This is a genomic window from Rhodococcus sp. PvR044 (assembly GCF_040548995.1).
In the GTDB taxonomy this organism is placed as follows: domain Bacteria; phylum Actinomycetota; class Actinomycetes; order Mycobacteriales; family Mycobacteriaceae; genus Rhodococcus_G; species Rhodococcus_G oryzae.
Window position 1 is genome coordinate 96,798 of the sequence record NZ_JBEPSX010000001.1, and the last position, 19,798, is coordinate 116,595.

Sequence of the window (19,798 nt, forward strand, 5' to 3'; positions counted from 1 at the left end):
AGGCCCCGCCCGACCGCGAGGCGCCGATGGTGGTGTTGCTGCCGGGCCGGCCATGAGGTCAGGTGCGAGGATGACGGCATGCTTCCCGCTCACCGTCAGGGTGCGTACCGACTCCGGTTCGACTGGGGACCGGCGGGCGCCGCTGCCCTGATCGAGGACTGCGACGTCGCGGTCGTCGTCGACGTGCTGTCGTTCACCACCACGCTGACCGTCGCGCTGGACGGCGGCGTGGGCGTGTACCCCTATCGATGGGACCCCGCGTCCGCCGCCGGCTACGCCGCCGAACGCGGTGCGACCGTTGCGGTCGGCCGATCACGGGCGGTGCCGGGCGACGTGAGCCTCTCGCCCGGTTCGGTCCGGGCCGCCTTCGGCCCTGGTCGGCTGCCGGATACGCGCGGGCACAGGCTGGTGCTGCCGTCCCCGAACGGATCCGCGCTGTCCTTCGGGCTGGCCGAGGCCGGGGTCGAGGTGGTGGGGGCCTCGCTGCGCAACGCCACCGCCGTGGCGCACTGGCTCTCGGCTCGGGGCGGAGCGGCCCGGCCGCCGCGGGTGGCGGTGATCGCGGCGGGGGAGCGCTGGCCGGATGGGGACATCCGCCCTGGCCTGGAGGATCTGTGGGGTGCGGGCGCGGTGCTCCGTGCGCTCGGGGCGTTGGGTGCGGGGGCGGCGTCTCCGGAGGCCCGCGCGGCCGCCGAGGCCTTTGCCGCGGCCGAGGGCGACCTGAGGGACAGGCTGCGTGACTGCGCGAGCGGCCGGGAGCTCGTCGACAAGGGATTCGGCGAGGACGTCGACATCGCCGCCGAGCTCGACACCAGCGCCGTGGTCCCGCTGCTGCGGGGCGAGGCGTTCGTGGACGCCGCGTCATGAGCGGCGAACCGGTGCCGCTGCCGCCACTGTCCGAGCTTCGCGAGGGCGCCGTCGTGGTGAGCCTTCCGATGCGAGTCCGCTTCCGCGGCATCACCACTCGTGAGGTGCTGTTGTTGCGCGGGCCCGCAGGCTTCGGCGAGTTCGCCCCATTCCCCGAATACGCCGACGCCGAGGCCGCCTCCTGGCTCCGCTCCGCGATCGAGGCCGCCTGGCTGGGCCCGCCCGCGCCGCTGCGCGCGATGGTGCCCGTCAACGCGACCGTGCCCGCGGTGGAGGCGGCGCGGGTGCCCGAGATCCTGTCCCGGTTCCCCGGCGCGGGGACGGCGAAGGTGAAGGTCGCCGAGCGGGGGCGGTCGCTCGCCGAGGACCTCGCGCGGGTCGAGGCGGTCCGTGCGCAGATCGAGCACGTGCGGGTCGACGCGAACGGTGGGTGGGGTCTCGACGAGGCGGAGGAGGCATTGCTGGCGCTGTCCTCGGATGGACCGCTCCAGTACGCGGAGCAGCCGTGCGCCTCCGTCCCCGAACTGGTCGAATTGCGTAGGCGCCTGGCCGATCACGCGGCGGCGTCCGGTCGCGCGCGGGTGCGGATCGCCGCGGACGAGAGCATCCGCCGGGCGGAGGATCCGATGAGGGTCGTGCGCGCGGGCGGTGCCGACGTGGCGGTGGTCAAGGTCGCGCCCCTCGGCGGCATGCGGGCACTGCTGAGTCTCGCCGCCGAATTGGCGGAGCACGGTGTGCCGGTGGTGGTCTCGAGCGCGCTGGACTCCGCGGTGGGGATGGGTGCGGGGCTGGCGGCGGCGGCCGCGCTGCCCGAGCTGGAGTACGCCTGCGGGCTCGGCACCGGCGGACTGTTCGAGGCCGATGTCGCGGCGCCACGCGCGATGGTGGACGGGGCGCTGCCTGCCTCTGCGGTCGTGCCGGACCCGGAGCGGGTGGCCGGGCTGTCAGCCTCACCGGAGCGCACACGGTGGTGGCTCGCGAGGCTCGAGCGGTGTCACGAGCTGCTCTCGGCGGATGCTGAGTAAGCCGGTTGGGCTCCGCGTCGTATAAGGTCTGGCGCGACACCCAAGTCAACATCGGAGGCATTGAAAGTGGTTGCAGCACTGAATGACACCCTTCTCGACCCGTCCCGGCTGCCCGCCGTGGTCGCGGACGTGCAGGAGCTGATCGACGCCGAGGTTTCGGAGAAGACGGGCGCCTCGGGCCTCGCGGTCAAGGGCGGCTACGGAGCCGTGAAGAAGGTCGGACCGTCGATCGTGCCGGAGGCCGTCGAGGGACTGCTGCCCGGATTCATCTCCCGCCTCGAGCCGTTCTGGCAGGACTTCGGCGCGGCCGGTGGCGCCGGCTTCGGCGACTTCCTCAGCGCGCGAAGCGAGCAGGTTGCGGACGCGCTCCTCGGCGTGACCGACGAGAAGATCGAGGGCACCAGCAAGTCCGCCATCAAGAAGGTCTACTCGACGATGCGCCCGTCGGCGAAGAAGAACGTCATCGAGGCGCTCCCGCGTCTCGGTGCGCTCGTGGAGAAGCACGCAAGCTAGTCACCACGCCACAGTGGTAGACGGTGGGCCGGATCCCTGGGGGATCCGGCCCACCTGTCGTATGTGGGCTCGGCGCCGTCGGGTCGTCGCCGAAGTGTTTAACGCAAAAATTGCGATTACCCGGCGGTAGCAAGCTGGCCCGTGCCAGACTCCCTCGCGTCACCGGCCGGCGACCTCCCCACGTACGAATGCGTGCCTGTCCTCGTAGGACAGGTGTGCCCATCCCCAGGAGCCCGTGTTGGTCGAAACATGCAACAAATCTGCCGCCGGCCGCAGCGCCAGGAGTCTGCTCGCCGCCCTGCTGGCGGTACCCCTGGCCGCCGCCGGTCTGTCGGTGCTCGCCACACCCGCGGTTGCTGCTCCCGCCGGGCCGACGGCGAGCGTGTCGATGGGCGACAGCTACATGTCCGGCGAGGCGGGACGGTGGAAGGGCAACAGCCTCACCACCTCCGGCAGCCGCGACGGCACCGACCGGGCCTGGACGGGCAGCGGTTACGACCCCACCCGTGTGTACGGCAGCACCTACGCCAACGGCTGCGACCGCTCCGATTCGGCCGAGGTGAACAGTGCCGCGTCCGTCGCGCAGACCAGGATCAACCTGGCCTGCTCGGGCGCCGTCACCGCCAACATCTTCCGGGCCGCCAACGGCGGCCAGGCCTTCAAGGGTGAGGCGCCGCAGGCCGATCAGTTGGCCGCGGTCGCCGCGGCCAACAAGGTCAAGCTGATCACCCTCTCGATCGGCGGGAACGACCTCGGATTCGCCGACGTCATCTCGACCTGCGTTCAGGACTACCTGGTCTGGTACTCCTACTGCAACGACGACCAGCAGGCGGCGGTGGACGGCAAGATGAATGCCGCGATGGACGGTGTCGCCAAGTCCATCGACGAGATCCGTGCCGTGATGTCCGGTGCCGGTTACGCGGCCGCCGACTATCGCGTGATGCTGCAGTCGGCGCCCTCGCCGACCCCCCGCGCGGCGGATAACCGGTACTCGGAAAGCGGCTGGGCGCGGGCGAACACCGGCGGCTGCCCGCTCTGGGACGGCGACGCCAACTGGGCCCGAGATTCCTTGGTGCCGCAGATTTCCAACCGCCTCGCCGGTGTCGCTGCCGCGAAGGGTGTGCAGTTCCTCGACCTCGGCGATGCCTTCGACGGGCATGAGGTCTGCGCCAAGGCGGCCAAGCAGGTGAGCGCCTCGTCGGCGCCGTCAGGGGCGACCAGCGAGTGGATGCGCTGGCTGGACATGGGATGGACCACGCAGGGCAACCGTCAGGAGTCGATGCACCCGAACTACTTCGGCCAGCTCGCGCTCGGCCGCTGCATCGACCTGCTGTACGCCAAGCCGAGTGGCAACTTCACCTGCCGCAACACGGCGGGGCAGGACCACAGCGGGATGTACCTGACCGGGCGTCCGTAGCCACCCCTGTGAGTCTTTCTGGTCCTTCACGGGGCCAGAAAGACTCACAGGCGGCGCAGCCGCCTAGGGTGCGGACTTCCCGTGGCGCCAGTAGCCGGTGAAGGCGATATCGGACTTGGGCACCTTGCGGTCGTTGACCAGATGCCGTCGCAGGCCCGTCGACAGATCGCTCTCGCCCGCGACGAACGTGTAGGACGGCCCCGTGGGCAGCTCCGCCTCCCGCACCGTCTCCAGGGCGAGGACCCCGGGCCGATCGTGCGGGTCGGAGCGGACGAGCCAGTGCAGGTTCACGTCCTCGGGCGTCGTCACCTGCTGGGCGTCCTCGGCGTGCGGGATCTCCACGAAGACCTCGGCGCGCAGATCGGCAGGCGCCGAGCCCAGGACGCCCATGATGGCGGGCAGCGCGCTCTCGTCGCCTACCAACAGCTGCCACTGCGCTTCCGGGGTCGGGTTGTAGATCAGGCCCTCGTCGAGCAGCGCGACCTCGTCCCCCGGCGTCGCCGACCCGGCCCACGCCGACGCCGGTCCGGTGTCGCCGTGCGAGACGAAATCGATGTCCAGTTCGGGGATGTTCTCACCGAACACCGCCTCGTCCGCGCCGCGGAATCCGCGGACCGTGTAGTTCCTGACCACCGGCCGGGTGCTCTTCGACATCGCCAGGTACTGGGCGTACCACAGGTTGTTGGTCGCGCTCGGCACCCGCAGCGTGGTCTGGCCATCCTGCGGGATGAACATGCGGAACCACTGATCGAACCCCATGGGGGTGAAGCTGCGCAGCTCCTCGCCGCCGATGGTGACGCGGATGAAGTTGGGGCTCACCTGTTTGCTGCCGAGCACCCGGGCCCTGGTGATGTGCCGGTCCTCGGGTTTGACGAACTTGCTGCGCTTGGCCATGGTCTCGTTCCTCGCGGGGTGGTTAGCTCAGGCAATCCTAACTGACGGTGTGCCCGGACCGCCGCCCGTCGGCGGGCGGCCGTCTGACACCCTGGAACCGTGAATCCGTCCACAGCCCAGGCCACCGCCGTCGTCGACGAATTGATCCGCGGCGGGGTGCGCGACGTGGTGCTCTGCCCGGGTTCGCGCAACGCGCCGTTGGCCTTCGCGCTGCAGGCCGCGGACACGGCCGGACGGCTGCGGCTGCACATGCGGATCGACGAGCGCACCGCCGGATTCCTCGCGGTCGGCCTTGCCATCGGCAGCGGACATCCGGTGCCGATCGTGATGACCTCCGGCACCGCCGTGGCGAATCTCGGCCCCGCGGTGCTGGAGGCGAACTACGCCCGGGTCCCGCTCGTGGTGCTCAGCGCGAACCGCCCCTACGAACTCCTCGGGACGGGCGCCAACCAGACCATCGAGCAGCTGGGCCTGTTCGGTAGCCAGGTGCGGGCCACCATCAGCCTCGGCCTCGCCGACGAGGGCGTCGACCAGAACAGTCAGTGGCGGTCGGCGGTCTGCCGGGTCCTCGCCGCTGCCAGGGGTGCACGGTCCGGCAACGCGGGACCTGTGCATTTCGACGTGCCGCTGCGGGAACCGCTGGTGCCCGGCGCGCACGTCCAGGGCCCCGTGCCGGAGGGCAGGCCCGACGGCGCCCCGTGGACGACCACAACGCACGCGACCCTCGACGTGCCGCTCGAGCTGGACCTGACGCCGGACACCGTGGTGATCTCCGGCCACGGTTCGGGTCATCGGCCGGAGCTCGCCGGTCTGCCGACGGTCGCCGAGCCGACCGCGCCGATGCACGGCATCCCGCTGCACCCGCTTGCGCTGCCCCAGCTCAAGCCCCGGCAGGCGGTGATCACCGGCAGGCCGACGCTGCACCGTCCGGTGGCCAAGCTGCTCGCCGACCCCCGGGTGTCGGTGTTCGCGCTCACCACCGGCCCGCGCTGGCCCGACGTGTCCGGCAACGTGCTGGCCACCGGCACCCGCGCCGTCGTGTCCGGCGCCCCCGACGCGGCCTGGCTCGAGCGTTGCCGGCACCTCACCGAGCATGCGGACAAGGCTGTGCGGCAACAGCTCTCGGCGCATCCGAAGCCGACCGGTCTGCACGTGGCCAAGGTGGTGATGGACGCGCTGTGCGAGGGCGACCAGCTGCTGCTCGGTGCGTCCAACCCGGTGCGGGACGCTGCCCTGGTCAGCTATCCGCGGCCGGGCGTCCGGGTGTTGTCGAACCGTGGCGTCGCGGGTATCGACGGCACCGTGTCGACGGCGGTGGGTGCGGCGATGGCCGCGCAGGGGGAGAACACCCGCACCCTCGCGCTGATGGGCGATCTGACCTTCCTGCACGACGCCTCCGGCCTGCTGATCGGCACCGGGGAGCCGCGGCCGCGCGACCTCACGATCGTGGTGGCCAATGACGACGGCGGCGGCATCTTCGAGCTCCTCGAGCAGGGCGACCCGCAGTACGCGGGTGTCTTCGAGCGGGTGTTCGGCACCCCGCACGGGATGGACCTGTCCGCGCTCTGCGCCGCCTACCGGGTTGAGCACCACGCGGTGAACCCCGAGCAGTTGGCGGCGGCGCTGACCGAGCCGAACACCGCGGGGATCAGGGTCCTCGAGGTCGCGACCGAACGTTCCGGGCTGCGCGAACTGCACGCCGCGGTGCGGGCGCAGCTGTGACGCCGACGGTGGCGGGCCGGGTCAGGAAGGGGATCCTGGTCGCGGCGATCGGGATCTCGGTGCTTGCGGTGCTGCTGGTGGTCGCGGCCTGGCGCAACGACCTCACGATCGAGTCCGACAAGGGCGTGGCCACCGCGGAGGTGCTCTCCGCCGGCCGGCTGCGCTCGGCGATCAGCTTCGTCACCCCGGACGGGGTCACCAAGAACCCGCGGCTCGGCGTGTTGTACCCGACCGAGCTGATGGTCGGCCAGCGGATCGACGTCGAGTACGCGAGGTCCGATCCGGACCTGGTCCGGGTGTCCGGTCGCGATGTCCGGGTGGCGCTGGTCCCCGCTGGTTCGGTGATCGCGGTGACGTGGCTGATCACCCTGCCCGCGCTGTGGCTGGTCCGGCGGCGCACGGCGGCCGAGCCGCCTGATGTGACGGCGGCCGAGCCGCCTGATGTGACGGCGGCCCCGCCCGACTGACCCGGTAGCCCAGGTTTCGCCGGAACTTCGCCGCCCGGACACCTCGGCCTTCCCGTCCCGGCCCGCGCGGCGCGGACACTGGGCGGGTGCGAGTAGCCATCGTCGCGGAGTCGTTCCTGCCGAACATGAACGGGGTCACCCACTCGGTGATCCGGGTGCTCGAGCACCTCAGGCGCCACGGACACGAGGCGCTGCTCGTGGCCCCCGACAGTGTCGCCGGCCGCCCGGCCGCCCCGACCTCACACGACGGGTTCCCGGTGCACCGCGTGCCTGCCGTGATGATCCCGCGGGTCAGCTCCCTCCCCGTCGGCATCCCGCAGCCGGGGATCACCTCGGCGCTGCGGTCCTTCGACCCGGACGTCGTGCACCTGGCGTCGCCCTTCCTGCTCGGCGCGGGAGGGTTGGCCGCCGCCAACCGGCTCGACGTGCCCGCCGTCGCGGTCTACCAGACCGACGTGGCCGGCTTCGCGCAGAGCTACGGCCTCGGACTGACCAGCAGGGCGGCGTGGCGGTGGACCCGCCGCCTGCACCGCGGGGCCGCCCGCACCCTCGCCCCGTCCACGGCCGCCGTCGAGGCGCTCGAATCGCGAGGTGTGCCAAGGGTGTTCCGCTGGGGGCGCGGGGTGGACACCACGCGGTTCGCGCCTTCCCGGCGTAGCGCGGAGCTGCGGGCGAGCTGGTGCGACGCCGACCGGCTGGTGATCGGGTTCGTCGGACGGCTGGCCCCGGAGAAGCACGTCGAGCGGCTGGCCGTGCTGGCCGGCGACCCCGGCCTGCAGTTGGTGATCGTCGGCGACGGCCCCGAACGGGCGCGGCTGCAGCGGCTGATGCCGTCGGCGGTGTTCACCGGGCAACTCGGGGGAGACGAGCTGGCCAACGCCTACGCGAGCCTCGACCTGTTCGTGCACCCGGGCGAGCACGAGACCTTCTGCCAGGCGGTGCAGGAGGCCCTGGCCAGCGGTGTCCCGGTGATCGGTCCGGACGCAGGCGGACCACGCGATCTCGTCGCGCACTGCAGCAACGGTTACCTGCTGCCGGTCGAGCGCTTCGAGGAGCTGCTGCCCAGCGCCGTGATCGCGCTGCGGGACCGGGCCACGAGCGCCCGGTTCGGAGCGTCCGCCAGGAGGTCGGTGCTGCACCGCACGTGGTCCTCGGTGTGCGGCGAACTGCTGGGCCACTACGAGGACGTGACGGGCTCGCGCGGTGTCCCGGCGCAGCGCTCGGCCTGAGCCACCCGTGCGCGAACTGGGCGCGGGGCGCCCGGCGCGCGCCTGTAACGTCAACGGTGTGGCAACAACACACGGGTCTCGGGCCTCGCTGGAGAAGGATCCGCACGAGGTCGCGTCGATGTTCGATGGCGTCGCGAAGCGGTACGACCTCACCAACACGGTGCTCTCGTTCGGGCAGGACCGCAGTTGGCGCAAGTCGACGCGCGCGGCGCTCGACCTGAAGCCGGGGGAGCGGGTGCTCGACCTTGCGGCGGGCACCGGCGTGTCCACGGTCGAGCTCGGGCGTTCCGGTGCCTGGGTGGTGGCCGCGGACTTCTCGAAGGGCATGCTGAAGGCAGGCGCCGACCGTCGGGTGCCGATGGTGGCGGGCGACGCGATGGCACTGCCGTTCGCGGATGCGGTGTTCGACGCCGCGACCATCTCGTTCGGCCTGCGCAACGTCTCCGACTTCGAGGCAGGACTGCGGGAGATCGCCCGGGTGACGAAGCCCGGCGGACGGCTGGTGGTCAGCGAGTTCTCCACCCCGACGTTCGGCCCGTTCCGCACGGTCTACATGGAGTACCTGATGAAGACGCTGCCGGTGGTGGCGCGCGCGGTGAGCAGCAACCCCGATGCCTACGTGTACCTCGCGGAGTCGATCCGGGCCTGGCCCACGCAGGAGGAGTTGGCCCTCAAGATCGAGGCGGCCGGCTGGAAGAACGTGCAGTGGCGCAACCTCACCGGCGGCGTCGTGGCGCTGCACCGCGCCGAACGGTAGTCCAGCCCACGGCAACCCGCCCGTCGGCACGATCGCGGCGGGTAACGTGGAAAGGGCAGGGGACCGTGTGATGAGAGTGACGCTTCGATGCCGCCCACCGTGCAAGGCAAGGTCGGGAACCTGCCCCTCGAGCTGACCAGTTTTGTCGGCCGTCGCCATGAGGTGACCGAGGCGCGACGGCTGCTGTCCGAGTCGCGTCTGGTGACGCTCACCGGGATCGGCGGCGTCGGTAAGACCCGGCTGGCACTGCGAGTGGCCGAGGATTCCCGGCGTGCTTTCGACGACGGGGTATGGCTCGTCGAACTGGGTGAGGTGTACGACCCGACGCTGGTGCCTGCCACGGTGGCCGCCGCGCTCGGACTTCGGGACCAGCTCGCCCACCTTCCCGAGGAGGTGTTGGCGGACCACCTCGCCACCCGCCGCCTGCTGCTGGTGCTCGACAACTGTGAGCACCTCGTCGAGGCGGTCGCGGGCCTGGCGGAGTCGTTGCTGACGGCCTGCCCCGAGATGCGCATTCTCGCCGCGAGCCGGGAGGCCCTCGGCATCAGCGGCGAGGCGGTGTTGCGGGTGCCGCCGCTGACGGCCCCGAGCAGCGACGAGGCGCCCTCGTTGCAGGGCCTTCCCCGATACGACGCGGTGGCGCTGTTCACCGAGCGGGCCGCCGCCGCGGTACCCGAGTTCACCCTCACCGAGGACAACAGGCGTGCGGTCGCCGGGATCTGCCACCGGCTGGACGGCCTGCCGCTGCCGATCGAGTTGGCGGCGGTGCGGCTGCGCGCGATGACGGCCGAACAGGTTCTGCAGCGGTTGACCGATAGATTCCGGTTGCTGACCCTTGGCAGCCGCGGCGCTCCGACCCGTCAGCAGACATTGTGGTCCAGCATCGAATGGAGCCACGAGCTGTGCTCGGTCCGGGAACAGGAGCTGTGGGCCCGGCTGTCGGTGTTCTCGGGTGGATTCGAGTTCGACGCCGCCGAGGGGATCTGTGCGGGGGAGCTGTCCTCGGACGACCTGCGCGCCGTCCTGGCGTCCTTGGTCGACAAGTCGATCTTGATCCGCGAGGAGCAGGGTCCCGCGGTGCGGTACCGGCTGCTCGAGACCCTCCGCGCCTACGGGAACGAGAAGTTGCGGGAATCGGGTGACCGCGACGGGCTGCATCGCGGGCACCGGGACTGGTACGCGCGGTTGGCCCATACGGCCGAGACCGAGTGGATCGGGCCCAACCAGGTGTCGTGGATCGGCCGCCTGGAGCGGGAGACGTCGAACCTGCGGGAGGCGCTGCATTTCAGCCTCACCGCGCCCGGCGACGCCGAGGCCGACGCCTGCCTCCGGATGGTCAATTCCCTGTACCTGTACTGGATCTGCCGCGGGCTGATCAGCGAGGGCAGGCGCTGGCTGGATCGCGCGCTGGCGCGGTCGGGCGATCGACGCACGGCCGACCGGGTGCTCGCGCTGTTCGGGGCCAGCGTCATGACCGGCATGCAGCAAGAATTCGCCACCGCCACCGCCCTCGTGGAGGAATGCGGTGCGCTCGCCGAGGAGCTGGGCGATCCGATGCTGCGGGCCGCCGCCGGGTACGCGACCGGTTTCCGGTCACTGTTCAGCGGCCAGCTCAAGGGCGCGCGGAGCTCGTTCGAAGACGCACTGCAGACGAGTCGGCCGACCGGCGAACTCCAACGGGCGATCGGGTGCCTGCTCGGGTTGGCGGTTGCCAGCGGACTCCTCGGCGACGAGGACCGGTCGGTCGCCTGCTACGAGCAGGTGTTCGCCATCACCGCGTCGCGTGGCGAGTCCTACTATCGCGCGTACGCACTGTGGGGGCTCGGCCTTGCGACCCTGCACAAGGGCGACGTGACCCGGGCGTCCGCACAGTTGGCGCAGGCCCTGCGCCTGATCCGACGGGTCAACGACCCGATCATCGCCACGTGGTGCCTCGAGACGATGGGGTGGATCGCGGCAGTCGAGGACGCGCCGGACCGGGCCGCCGTGCTGTTGGGGGCCGCCAACGCGCTGGCGAAAGCGGAAGGGGGCATCACCGTCACACTGCCCAACCTGCTCAGCCACCACGCGGAGTGCAAGCAGCGGGCACGAGCGGCACTCGGCGATCGAGCCTTCGAGGAGGCACGGCGCCGCGGCAGGGGAATGGATTTCCGCGAGGCGATCGGCTACGCGCTCGGTGAACGCCGGCCGGCTGGGCCGCCTGCGGTGGAGGATGCCGTGAGCCTGACCCGGCGGGAGATGCAGGTCGCCGAGCTGGTCGCACAGGGCCTCACGAACAGGGCGATCGCCGAGAAATTGGTCATCTCCCCGCGGACGGCCCAGGGACACGTCGAGCGGGTGCTGGCCAAGCTCGCGTTCACCTCGCGCACCCAGATCGCCGCCTGGTATCTCGAGCGGACGCGGGAGCAGGAGCCTGACGCGCAACGGGGGGCCTGATCAGAAACAGGTATACATCCGGGTAGTTCCGCCCTGACGGTCACCGGGCGCAAGCGGCAATGTGTGCTGGGTCATATCCGCGACCGCGAAGCCGAGGCCCTCGATGTTGCAGCACCCGACAAGCCACCCCTACGTTGTCAGCCAGGCGAGGAACACCAGCTGGAAGAACACCCTCGTCGAGGGTCGGGCGGCGTCCTATGCGGTTGCGGGTGCGGGCGCTCCGGTCGTGTTCCTGCACGGATACGCGCTGACCCCCCGCGCCTACGACCGCGCACTGCTTCGGATGGCAGCCCAGGGAGTGCGGGTGTTCGCGCCCTCACTTCCCGGATTCGGCGGCACCGCGGAACTTCCCCCGCAGGAGCGAAACCTGGCCGGGTACGCACGCTGGCTCGGCGAGTTCCTCGACTCGATCGGTATCGCGGGACCGGTGACGCTCGTCGGCCACTCGTTCGGAGGTGGGGTCGCGATCCAGTCCGCACACGACCTCGGACCAAGGGTGGCGCGGTTGGTGCTGGTCAACTCCGTGGGCGGGGCCGCATGGTCCCCCGGGGGCGGCGACGTGCGCCCGATCGGCGAGCGGCCCCTGTGGGACTGGGGCGCGGCGGCCACCGGCGACGCCCTAGCCATTCGGCCGTCCGTCGCGGGCCTGCTGGCGATCACCGCGGACGCGGTGGGCAACGTGCTGCGCAATCCGCTCGCGATGTGGCGCCTCTCGCACCTGGCCCGAAACGCGGATCTGCGCGGCGAACTCGACGAGTTGGCGGAGCGCGGCCTTCCTGTGACGCTGCTCTGGGGCGGCGACGACACGTTCATCCCGCGCGCCAGCTTCGAATCCCTTCGCATCGCGCTCCGCAATCCCACGGTCGTCACCGTCGCGGGCAACCACGGCTGGCTGATCGACGACCCGCACGGATTCGGCACCGCGATGGGGACCGTGTTCGGCGCGGAGCAGACGCAGCCGCACACACCCGCGGCGGTGACGTTGTGACGGTCGCGGGCGGGACCCACCTGTGGGCAGGCCTGTCCGCGCGCACGCTGATGATCCGGCGCTGCGAGTGCTGTGAGCTGCTCCTTGCGCCGGTCGCGGTGACCTGCTCATCGTGCGGGAGCGACCACCTGTCGCGGGTGCCGTCGACCGGGCTCGGGTCGATGGTGACCTGGAAGCTGGCCGACCGTGCGCGGGCCGGTGCGGACGACGACGCCCTGCCGTCCATGCTGGCCGTCGTCGCGCTCGACGACGGGCCCTGGATCTGCAGCTGGATCGAGGGTGAGATCGCGGTTCGCCCCGGCCACCCGGTCCGGGTGGAGTTCGACCACCTGGAGTCCGACGAGCGGTACCCGGTGTTCCACGGCTGCCAACACGCGCCTGCCGTTCGAGTCGCCTGACACGGCCCCCCGCCACCCCGCTCCGGGGGTAGCGTCGATTGGGCAGGGGACCGGCGTGTTGAGAGTGACGGTTCGATGGCTAGCGCTGTCCGGGGCAAGGTCGGGAACTTGCCGCTCGAGCTGACCAGTTTCGTCGGCCGTCGCCGCGAGGTGACCGAGACGAGGCGGCTGCTGTCTGTCTCGCGCCTGGTGACATTGACCGGGATCGGCGGGGTCGGCAAGACCCGGCTCGCGCTCCGGGTGGCCGAGGACTCGCGGCGGTCGTTCGAGGACGGGGTGTGGCTGGTCGAGCTCGGCGAGCTGCGGGAGGAGGCGCTGCTGCCCGACCTGGTGGCCGCGACGCTGGGGCTGCGGGAGCAGTCGACGAATCGCACGCAGGACTCGCTGGCAAAGTACCTCGCCGATCGACGGCTGCTGCTGGTGCTGGACAACTGCGAACACGTGCTCGACGCGGCCGCGGCGCTCGCGGAAGCGTTGCTGCGGCGCTGCCCGGACCTCCGGATCCTGGCGACCAGCCGCGAGCCGTTCGGCATCGGAGCTGAGGCCTTTCTGCGGGTGCCGCCGCTGTCGGTCCCGGATCCGGATCTGCGCTCGTCCGGGCGCGGTTCGGCTGGGGGCGACGCCGTGGCGCTCTTCGCCGAACGGGCGTCCGCCGCGGTCCCGGAGTTCGGGCTCACCGAGGACAACCAGGTCGCGGTGGCCCGGATCTGTCAGCGGTTGGACGGGCTGCCGCTGCCCATCGAGTTGGCCGCGGGGCGCATGAGGGCGATGTCCGCGGAACAGATCCTGGACCGGTTGAACGATCGCTACAGCCTGCTGACCGGGGGTAGTCGCGGCGCGCCGACGCGGCAACAGACGCTGCGCCTGTGCATCGACTGGAGCCATGAGCTGTGCACCGAGCGGGAGCGGATGCTGTGGCGGCGGATGTCGGTGTTCACCGGTGGTTTCGAGCTGGATGCGGCGGAGGGCATCTGTGCCGGGGACCTGAGCCCGGACGACCTGCTGGATGTGGTGGCGGCGCTGGTCGACAGGTCGATCCTGATCCGGGAGGAAGCGGGTGCCGTGGTGCGCTACCGGCTCCTCGAGACCCTCCGCGAGTACGGCCGTGAGAAGTTGGCGGAATCCGGTGAACACGCTTCGATGCGGCGGCGGCACCGGGACTGGTACCAGCAGCTCGTGATCCGCGTGGAGGCCGAGTGGATCGGTCCGCGGCAGATGGAGTGGATGGCACGGCTGGGGCGGGAGCAGCCGAACCTGCGCGAGGCGATGGAGTTCTGCCTGACCGAGCCGGGAGAGGAGGCGGCAGGCCTGCGTATCGCCGATGCCCTCGCCCCGTTCTGGTTGTCCAGGGGCCTGCTCGGGGAGGGCAGGCACTGGCTCGATCAGTTCCTCGACCGCCAGGACGGGCAGCCGACCGTGGAGTGGCTGTGGGGGCTGTACGCGAACAGCGTGCTGGCAGGCAACCAGGGCGACATCGAGGCGGGCGCGGCGCTGGTCGAGCGGGCGCGTGAGGCCGCCGAGGTCCTCGACGACGCTCAGGCCCACGCGCTCGTGACCCTCGCCGTCGGGCAGCTCGCGGTGTGCAGCGGAGACATGCGGCTGGCCGTTTCCTCCCTCGAGGAGATCACCGACGCCTTCCACACGGGCAGGGAGCTGGTGCTACGGCTCGCGACGCTGCTCGGCCTCGCGCTGGCATGCGGGCTGCTCGGGGACACGCAGCGCTCGATCGCCTGCCAGGAGGCGGCTCTCGAGATCACCCAATCCCGCGGCGAGTCCGTGTACCGGGCCTACTCGCTGTCGACCCTCGGGCTCGCGTTGTGGCAGAGCGATCCCCGGCGGGCGGCCGGGCTGCTCGAGCAGGGCCTTCGGCTCAGCCGCGTCGTAGACGATCCGCTCGGATCCGCCATCTGTGTCGAGGCGCTGGCCTGGGTCGCCGCGGGCGATCGGCTCGCCAGGCGCGCGGCCGTGCTGTTCGGCATCGCCAACTCGCTGTGGCGGGTCGTCGGCAGCGCAGGGGTCGTGATACCACCCCTGCTTGCGTACCGCGAGGAGTCGGAGCTGCAGGTCCGCAGCGCGCTCGCCAAGCGCGCCTACGAGTCGGCTTTCGAGCAGGGCGCCAACCTGAGCTTCGATGACGGCATCGCGTACGCGCTGGACGAGCAACTCCAGGGGGCGCCGACCTCGGGCGTCGCCTCGGCCCTGACCCGACGTGAGCGGCAGGTCGCCGACCTGGTCGCGCAGGGCCTGACGAACAGGGCGATCGCCGAGCAACTGGTGATCGCCCCGCGGACCGTCGAGGGCCACGTCGAGCACGTTCTCGCCAAGATGGGCTTCACCTCCCGGGCGCAGATCGCGGCGTGGGTCGTCGAGCAGGCGCAGGTCGGCACCCAATCGCTCTGACGCCCGCGTCGGGGGTCGGTCGGCGGAGAAAACAGGTACCCACCCGGGTGGTTCCACCGTCGCCGGGGAGCCGGGCAAAAGGGACACTTGAGTCGTCATCAGCTCAGGAAGCCGAGGTCCCCGATGTTCGAGCGACAGGTGCAGTGCACATCCACAGGTGCGAGAAGTGTCCGTGTCCGGCGGCGGGCGCTGATGATCCTGCGATGCGAGGCGTGCGCGACGCTGCTGGCCCCCGAGGAGACGAAGTGCACCTCGTGTGGACGGGACGAGCTCGAGCGGGTGCGGGCCGCAGGCACGGGGACCGTGGTGTCGTGGACGGTGGTGGACTGTTCGTCCGCCGCCCTCCCGCTGGCGCTGGTGCCGTGCACCCTCGCGATCGTCGAGCTCGACGAGGGGCCCTGGATCTACACCTGGATCGAGGGGGAGCTGCCGGCGCATCCTGATCGGTCGGTGCGGGTGGAGTTCCGGCTGGCGGAACCGGGGGAGCGGTTCCCCGTCTTCGCCGTCCGGCAGGCTGTCGCAGATCGGGTCGCGATCAGCTGAACGGCGGCCGGGAGTCGAGTCGCAGCGAGGAAGACCCCGACGCCCGCCACGCCCGCGCGGTCAGGTCGCGATCTGCGTCGGTCACGAGATTGCCCATCACCCGGACCGCGATCGTCATCAGCGCACGCGAACGCATCGCCAGCGGCCCGGAGGCAGGCAGCACCCGCGGGACCGTGAGCAGGCCTGCGAGCCGACGGGCGATCGAGAAGGCTTGCCCGTACCGCTCCCGCAGCAGGGTCGGCCACAGCTCGGTGAGGTCCGGGGCCCCGAGCACCTCGGCCACCATCGAGCCGGTCTCCAGGCCGTAGTCGATGCCCTCGCCGTTGAGCGGGTTCACACAGGCCGCGGCGTCGCCGATGATCGCCCAGTTGGTCCCCGCCACCCCGGACACCGCCCCGCCCATCGGGAGCAGAGCCGATGCCACCGCGCGCACAGGGCCGTCGAGCCGCCACTCGTCGCGGCGCTGCTCCGCGTACAGCTCGATCAGCGGCCGGAGTGCGCCGGGCGCGGGCCGCTTCGCGGTGGCCAGGGTGCCGACGCCGAGGTTGACCTCGCCGGTGCCGAGCGGGAACACCCAGCCGTAGCCGGCCTGCAGGGTCCCCTCGCGGTCGCGCAGTTCGAGGTGCGAGGTGATCCACGGGTCGGTGCTGCGGGCCGAGCGGACATAGGCACGGGCCGCCACCCCGTACGCGGTGTCGCGATGCCACTCGCGGCCGAGACGTTTGCCGAGGGTGGAGCGCACGCCGTCGGCGACGATGAGGTGCTCGCATCGGACCGTGCGTGGCCCATCGGCCGTCTGGAGGGTCACCGACTGCACCCGGTTTCCCTCCCGGTCGGCATCGACGGCCTTGGCGCCCTGCACCATCCGGGCACCGGCGTCGAGCGCGACCTGTCGGATCCGGTCGTCGAGTTCGGTTCTCGGGACGGCGCTGCCGGTACTCGGCAGTGAGCCGCCTGGCCACGGCAGCTCCAACTCCTGCCCGAACCCGTTCAGCCGCAGGCCGCGGTTGGTGGCGCGGGTGGCGAGCCAGTCACCGAGGCCGAGATGGACGAGTTCCGCCACGGCGCGCGGGGTGAGTCCGTCGCCACACGTCTTGTCCCTCGGGAAGGTGGCGGAGTCGGCGAGCAGCACCTCGCGGCCCGCGCGCGCCGCCCATGCCGCCGCCGCGGAACCGGCGGGACCTGCGCCGATCACCACCACTTCGGCCTGCGCGGGGACGTCATCGGGCGCCTCGGAACGGGCGGCGGAGGGATCGGGGTCGACAGGCGATGGCACCACCCCAGTATCTTCTCAGGCCGGGGTGGACCGCTGTGGTCAGCCCGACGGGCCGCGAACCCGATAGGTTCACTACCGTGACAGTTATGGCATCGGTTGCTGGGCATCACGCGAGACGGGATGGGTACTGAGATCGTGAGCACGAGCGAAGCGATGGGCACGGTCGTTGCCGGCGTGGATCTGGGGGATCCGGCGCTGGCCGAGGTGGTGCGTGGGGGTCTCGCCGAGGTCGAGAGCCTGCTGGTGAGTGAGCTCTCGGATGGCGAGGACTTTCTCACCGAGGCGGCGCTGCACCTGGCGAAGGCGGGTGGCAAGCGGTTCCGGCCGCTGTTCACCCTGCTCACGGCGCAGCTGGGCCCCAATCCGACGGACCCGGCGACCATCACCGCGGCCACCGTCGTCGAGCTGGTGCACCTGGCCACGCTCTACCACGACGACGTGATGGACGAGGCGACGATGCGACGCGGCGCCCCGAGCGCGAACTCGCGCTGGGGCAACTCCATCGCCATCCTGGCGGGCGACTACCTGTTCGCGCACGCCTCCCGGCTGGTGTCCACGCTCGGACCCGAGGCGGTGCGGATCATCGCCGAGACCTTCGCCGAGCTCGTCACCGGGCAGATGCGGGAGACCATCGGCGTCAAGGAGCAGCAGGATCCCGTCGACCACTACCTGAAGGTGGTGTGGGAGAAGACGGGATCGCTGATCGCGGCCTGCGGTCGGTTCGGTGGCACCTTCTCGGGAGCGAGCGCCGACGACGTGGTCCGCCTCGAGCGGCTCGGCGACGCGGTGGGCACCGCCTTCCAGATCTCCGACGACATCATCGACATCTCCTCGGTCGCCGCGCAGTCCGGCAAGACCCCTGGCACCGACCTGCGCGAGGGGGTGCACACCCTGCCGGTGCTCTACGCGCTGCGTGAGGAGGGCCCCGACGCCGATCGACTGCGGGTGCTGCTCGACGGCCCGGTCACCGACGACGACGCCGTCGCGGAGGCGCTGGCGTTGCTGGAGCGTTCCCCCGGCATGGCGGCTGCCAAGGCCAAGCTGGCGGAGTACGCCGACTCGGCGCACGCGCAGCTCGCGGAGCTGCCGCAGGGGCCGGCGAACGACGCGCTGGGACGGCTGGTGGATTACACGATCGCGCGGGTCGGCTGACGGTAACGTCTCGGCTCGGGTCCACGTGGCTCGCCGACGCGCTGCGTGCGGGGGAACGTCCCTCCGGGCTCTTTCGTTGTTCAACTGAGTGTCCGGCGAGAAAAGGGGCCCAACGTGCACCGGTATTCCAACGGGTTGAAGACCTTCGCGTTGCTGGTGGGGATGTCCGCGCTGATCGTGTTCATCGGGGCGCTGTTCAACAACAGGAGCATCCTCATCTTCTCGATCGTCCTCGCGGTCGGGATGAACGGCTACGCGTACTTCAACAGCGACAAGCTGGCGCTCAAGGCCATGCACGCGCAGCCGGTCACCGAGGTCGAGGCGCCTGTCATCTACAAGATCGTGCGCGAACTGGCGACGACGGCGCACCAGCCGATGCCCCGGCTCTACATCAGCCCCACGGCCGCGCCGAACGCCTTCGCCACGGGTCGCAACCCGCGCAACGCGGCGGTCTGCTGCACCAGCGGCATCCTGCAGATCCTCGACGAGCGGGAGCTGCGGGCCGTGCTCGGCCACGAGCTCTCGCACGTGTACAACCGCGACATCCTGATCTCCTCGGTCGCGGGTGCGATGGCCGCGGTCATCTCGGGCCTGGCCAACATGGCGATGTTCGCCTCGATGTTCGGCGGCCGCGGCGAGGGCAGGCCGAACCCGCTGGCGCTGCTGCTCGTCTCGTTGCTCGGTCCGATCGCGGCCTCGGTGGTGAAGATGGCGGTCTCGCGCTCGAGGGAGTACCAGGCCGACCAGTCCGGCGCGGAACTCAGCGGTGATCCGCTGGCGCTCGCCTCGGCGTTGCGCAAGCTGGAGCGCGGCGTGGAGGCCGCCCCGCTGCCGCCGGAGCCGAAGATCGCCGCGCAGTCGCACATGATGATCGCGAACCCGTTCCGGGCGGGGGACAAGATGAGCCGGCTGTTCTCCACCCACCCGCCCATGGCGGAGCGGATCGACCGCTTGGAGAAGATGGCGGGCCGACGACTGCCTGAGTGACGGATATCGCTGGGGGACAAGGTTGTTCGCTGGTCAGTCTGGGTGAATGCGGATCGGCCCCATCGTGTCGGGCCGCCGCCGACGCAGAGAGGACCGCGCGGCCGGTGCGGCCGTCGCGGTCCCCTCGATGCGCTATCGGGTGATCAGCGGTAGTTGACGAACTGCAGCGCGATGCCGAAGTCCTCGCCCTTGAGCAGCGAGATGATGGCCTGCAGGTCATCGCGCTTCTTGCTGCTGACGCGGAGCTCGTCGCCCTGGATCTGCGCCTTGACGCCCTTGGGGCCCTCGTCGCGGATCTTCTTCGAGATCTTCTTCGCATTCTCGGTGGTGATGCCCTGGACCAGGGTCCCGGACAGCTTGTAGATCTTGCCCGACTGCGCGGGCTCGCCGGCGTCGAACGCCTTGAGTGAGATGTCCCGGCGGATCAACTTCTCTTTGAACACCTCGAGCGCCGCCAGCAGCCGCTCCTCGGTGTCGGCGGTCAGGGTGATCGCCTCCTCGCCGGACCAGTCGATGCTCGCGCCGGTGTTGCGGAAGTCGAAACGCGTCGACAGCTCCTTGGCCGCCTGGTGCAGCGCGTTGTCCACTTCCTGCCGGTCAACCTTGCTCACCACATCGAAGGACGAATCCGCCACGGCAACTCCTAGTTCATCGTGCGCGGGCCTGCGCCAGCGCGTGAGAACCCCACGATAACCACACGGTTTGCATTTACCCGCCCCGGTAGAGG

At 70.9% G+C, this 19,798-nt stretch carries 18 protein-coding genes; 15 read left to right on the plus strand and 3 right to left on the minus strand.

What is annotated here, in order from left to right; all coding sequences use genetic code 11:
• Window positions 1–78 precede the first annotated feature (78 nt).
• The 4 genes from ABIC28_RS00520 (at window position 79) to ABIC28_RS00535 (ending at window position 3,822) form a co-directional block, all read left to right on the plus strand.
• Window positions 79–867 (plus strand): 2-phosphosulfolactate phosphatase, encoded by a 789-nt coding sequence (locus ABIC28_RS00520; RefSeq protein WP_209928649.1) that lies wholly within the window; start codon window positions 79–81, stop codon window positions 865–867.
• On the plus strand, window positions 864–1,892 hold the full coding sequence (locus ABIC28_RS00525) for an o-succinylbenzoate synthase (protein ID WP_097210939.1): 1,029 nt from the start codon (window positions 864–866) through the stop codon (window positions 1,890–1,892). Before ABIC28_RS00520 ends, ABIC28_RS00525 begins: the two co-directional genes overlap by 4 nt.
• A 66-nt stretch (window positions 1,893–1,958) precedes the next feature.
• Window positions 1,959–2,405 (plus strand): DUF6918 family protein, encoded by a 447-nt coding sequence (locus ABIC28_RS00530; RefSeq protein ID WP_077040721.1) that lies wholly within the window; start codon window positions 1,959–1,961, stop codon window positions 2,403–2,405.
• 235 nt (window positions 2,406–2,640) lie between these two features.
• On the plus strand, window positions 2,641–3,822 hold the full coding sequence (locus ABIC28_RS00535; RefSeq protein ID WP_354577084.1) for a GDSL-type esterase/lipase family protein: 1,182 nt from the start codon (window positions 2,641–2,643) through the stop codon (window positions 3,820–3,822).
• 63 nt (window positions 3,823–3,885) lie between these two features.
• Here the strand turns inward: ABIC28_RS00535 and ABIC28_RS00540 are convergent, their stop codons facing one another.
• Complete coding sequence (locus ABIC28_RS00540) at window positions 3,886–4,716, minus strand: siderophore-interacting protein (protein ID WP_097210941.1); 831 nt, start codon at window positions 4,714–4,716, stop codon at window positions 3,886–3,888.
• 99 nt (window positions 4,717–4,815) lie between these two features.
• Here ABIC28_RS00540 and menD point away from each other — a divergent pair, with 99 nt between their 5' ends.
• From menD to ABIC28_RS00585, 9 genes are all read left to right on the plus strand, one after another.
• Window positions 4,816–6,438, plus strand: a complete 1,623-nt coding sequence (gene menD, locus ABIC28_RS00545; protein WP_354577086.1) for a 2-succinyl-5-enolpyruvyl-6-hydroxy-3-cyclohexene-1-carboxylic-acid synthase — start codon at window positions 4,816–4,818, stop codon at window positions 6,436–6,438.
• The gene (locus ABIC28_RS00550; RefSeq protein WP_209928650.1) at window positions 6,435–6,905 is read left to right on the plus strand and encodes a DUF3592 domain-containing protein; all 471 of its coding nucleotides are present in this window, start codon (window positions 6,435–6,437) and stop codon (window positions 6,903–6,905) included. The genes menD and ABIC28_RS00550 overlap by 4 nt, the downstream gene beginning before the upstream one ends.
• A gap of 86 nt (window positions 6,906–6,991) precedes the next feature.
• Window positions 6,992–8,134, plus strand: coding sequence for a glycosyltransferase family 4 protein (locus ABIC28_RS00555; protein ID WP_354577089.1), 1,143 nt, complete (start codon window positions 6,992–6,994; stop codon window positions 8,132–8,134).
• A gap of 58 nt (window positions 8,135–8,192) precedes the next feature.
• Entirely contained in the window at window positions 8,193–8,891 is a 699-nt protein-coding gene (locus tag ABIC28_RS00560) for a demethylmenaquinone methyltransferase (protein ID WP_269588594.1), read from the plus strand.
• An 87-nt stretch (window positions 8,892–8,978) separates the two neighbouring features.
• The gene (locus tag ABIC28_RS00565) at window positions 8,979–11,327 is read left to right on the plus strand and encodes an ATP-binding protein (RefSeq protein WP_354577092.1); all 2,349 of its coding nucleotides are present in this window, start codon (window positions 8,979–8,981) and stop codon (window positions 11,325–11,327) included.
• A 103-nt stretch (window positions 11,328–11,430) separates the two neighbouring features.
• Window positions 11,431–12,315, plus strand: a complete 885-nt coding sequence (locus ABIC28_RS00570) for an alpha/beta fold hydrolase (RefSeq protein WP_097210945.1) — start codon at window positions 11,431–11,433, stop codon at window positions 12,313–12,315.
• Window positions 12,312–12,713, plus strand: a complete 402-nt coding sequence (locus ABIC28_RS00575) for a Zn-ribbon domain-containing OB-fold protein (protein WP_354577094.1) — start codon at window positions 12,312–12,314, stop codon at window positions 12,711–12,713. Before ABIC28_RS00570 ends, ABIC28_RS00575 begins: the two co-directional genes overlap by 4 nt.
• Window positions 12,714–12,788: 75 nt before the next feature.
• A complete protein-coding gene (locus ABIC28_RS00580; RefSeq protein WP_354577096.1) occupies window positions 12,789–15,113 on the plus strand; it encodes an ATP-binding protein in 2,325 nt (774 codons plus the stop codon).
• A gap of 192 nt (window positions 15,114–15,305) precedes the next feature.
• Window positions 15,306–15,656 (plus strand): Zn-ribbon domain-containing OB-fold protein, encoded by a 351-nt coding sequence (locus tag ABIC28_RS00585; RefSeq protein WP_245221157.1) that lies wholly within the window; start codon window positions 15,306–15,308, stop codon window positions 15,654–15,656.
• Here the strand turns inward: ABIC28_RS00585 and ABIC28_RS00590 are convergent.
• A complete protein-coding gene (locus ABIC28_RS00590; RefSeq protein WP_257017310.1) occupies window positions 15,649–16,857 on the minus strand; it encodes a geranylgeranyl reductase family protein in 1,209 nt (402 codons plus the stop codon). The two genes, ABIC28_RS00585 and ABIC28_RS00590, sit on opposite strands and share 8 nt — an antisense overlap.
• A gap of 195 nt (window positions 16,858–17,052) precedes the next feature.
• Here ABIC28_RS00590 and ABIC28_RS00595 point away from each other — a divergent pair, with 195 nt between their 5' ends.
• Both ABIC28_RS00595 and htpX read left to right on the plus strand, forming a co-directional pair.
• Window positions 17,053–18,084, plus strand: coding sequence for a polyprenyl synthetase family protein (locus ABIC28_RS00595; protein WP_097210950.1), 1,032 nt, complete (start codon window positions 17,053–17,055; stop codon window positions 18,082–18,084).
• 114 nt (window positions 18,085–18,198) lie between these two features.
• Window positions 18,199–19,071, plus strand: coding sequence for a zinc metalloprotease HtpX (gene htpX / locus ABIC28_RS00600; protein ID WP_077040728.1), 873 nt, complete (start codon window positions 18,199–18,201; stop codon window positions 19,069–19,071).
• Window positions 19,072–19,214: 143 nt separating this feature from the next.
• Here the strand turns inward: htpX and ABIC28_RS00605 are convergent, their stop codons facing one another.
• Window positions 19,215–19,706: a YajQ family cyclic di-GMP-binding protein gene (locus ABIC28_RS00605; RefSeq protein WP_027500670.1), complete on the minus strand. Its 492-nt coding sequence runs from the start codon at window positions 19,704–19,706 to the stop codon at window positions 19,215–19,217.
• Window positions 19,707–19,798 lie beyond the last annotated feature (92 nt).

Bases quoted from the DNA above. Each gene is read 5' to 3' on its own strand.
- ABIC28_RS00520 (WP_209928649.1), top strand. From the start codon at position 79: ATGCTTCCCGCTCACCGTCAGGGTGCGTACCGACTCCGGTTCGACTGG.
- ABIC28_RS00580 (WP_354577096.1), top strand. From the start codon at position 12,789: ATGGCTAGCGCTGTCCGGGGCAAGGTCGGGAACTTGCCGCTCGAGCTG.
- ABIC28_RS00525 (WP_097210939.1), top strand. From the start codon at position 864: ATGAGCGGCGAACCGGTGCCGCTGCCGCCACTGTCCGAGCTTCGCGAG.
- ABIC28_RS00540 (WP_097210941.1), bottom strand. From the start codon at position 4,716: ATGGCCAAGCGCAGCAAGTTCGTCAAACCCGAGGACCGGCACATCACC.
- ABIC28_RS00585 (WP_245221157.1), top strand. From the start codon at position 15,306: ATGATCCTGCGATGCGAGGCGTGCGCGACGCTGCTGGCCCCCGAGGAG.
- ABIC28_RS00570 (WP_097210945.1), top strand. From the start codon at position 11,431: ATGTTGCAGCACCCGACAAGCCACCCCTACGTTGTCAGCCAGGCGAGG.
- ABIC28_RS00595 (WP_097210950.1), top strand. From the start codon at position 17,053: ATGGGTACTGAGATCGTGAGCACGAGCGAAGCGATGGGCACGGTCGTT.
- ABIC28_RS00565 (WP_354577092.1), top strand. From the start codon at position 8,979: ATGCCGCCCACCGTGCAAGGCAAGGTCGGGAACCTGCCCCTCGAGCTG.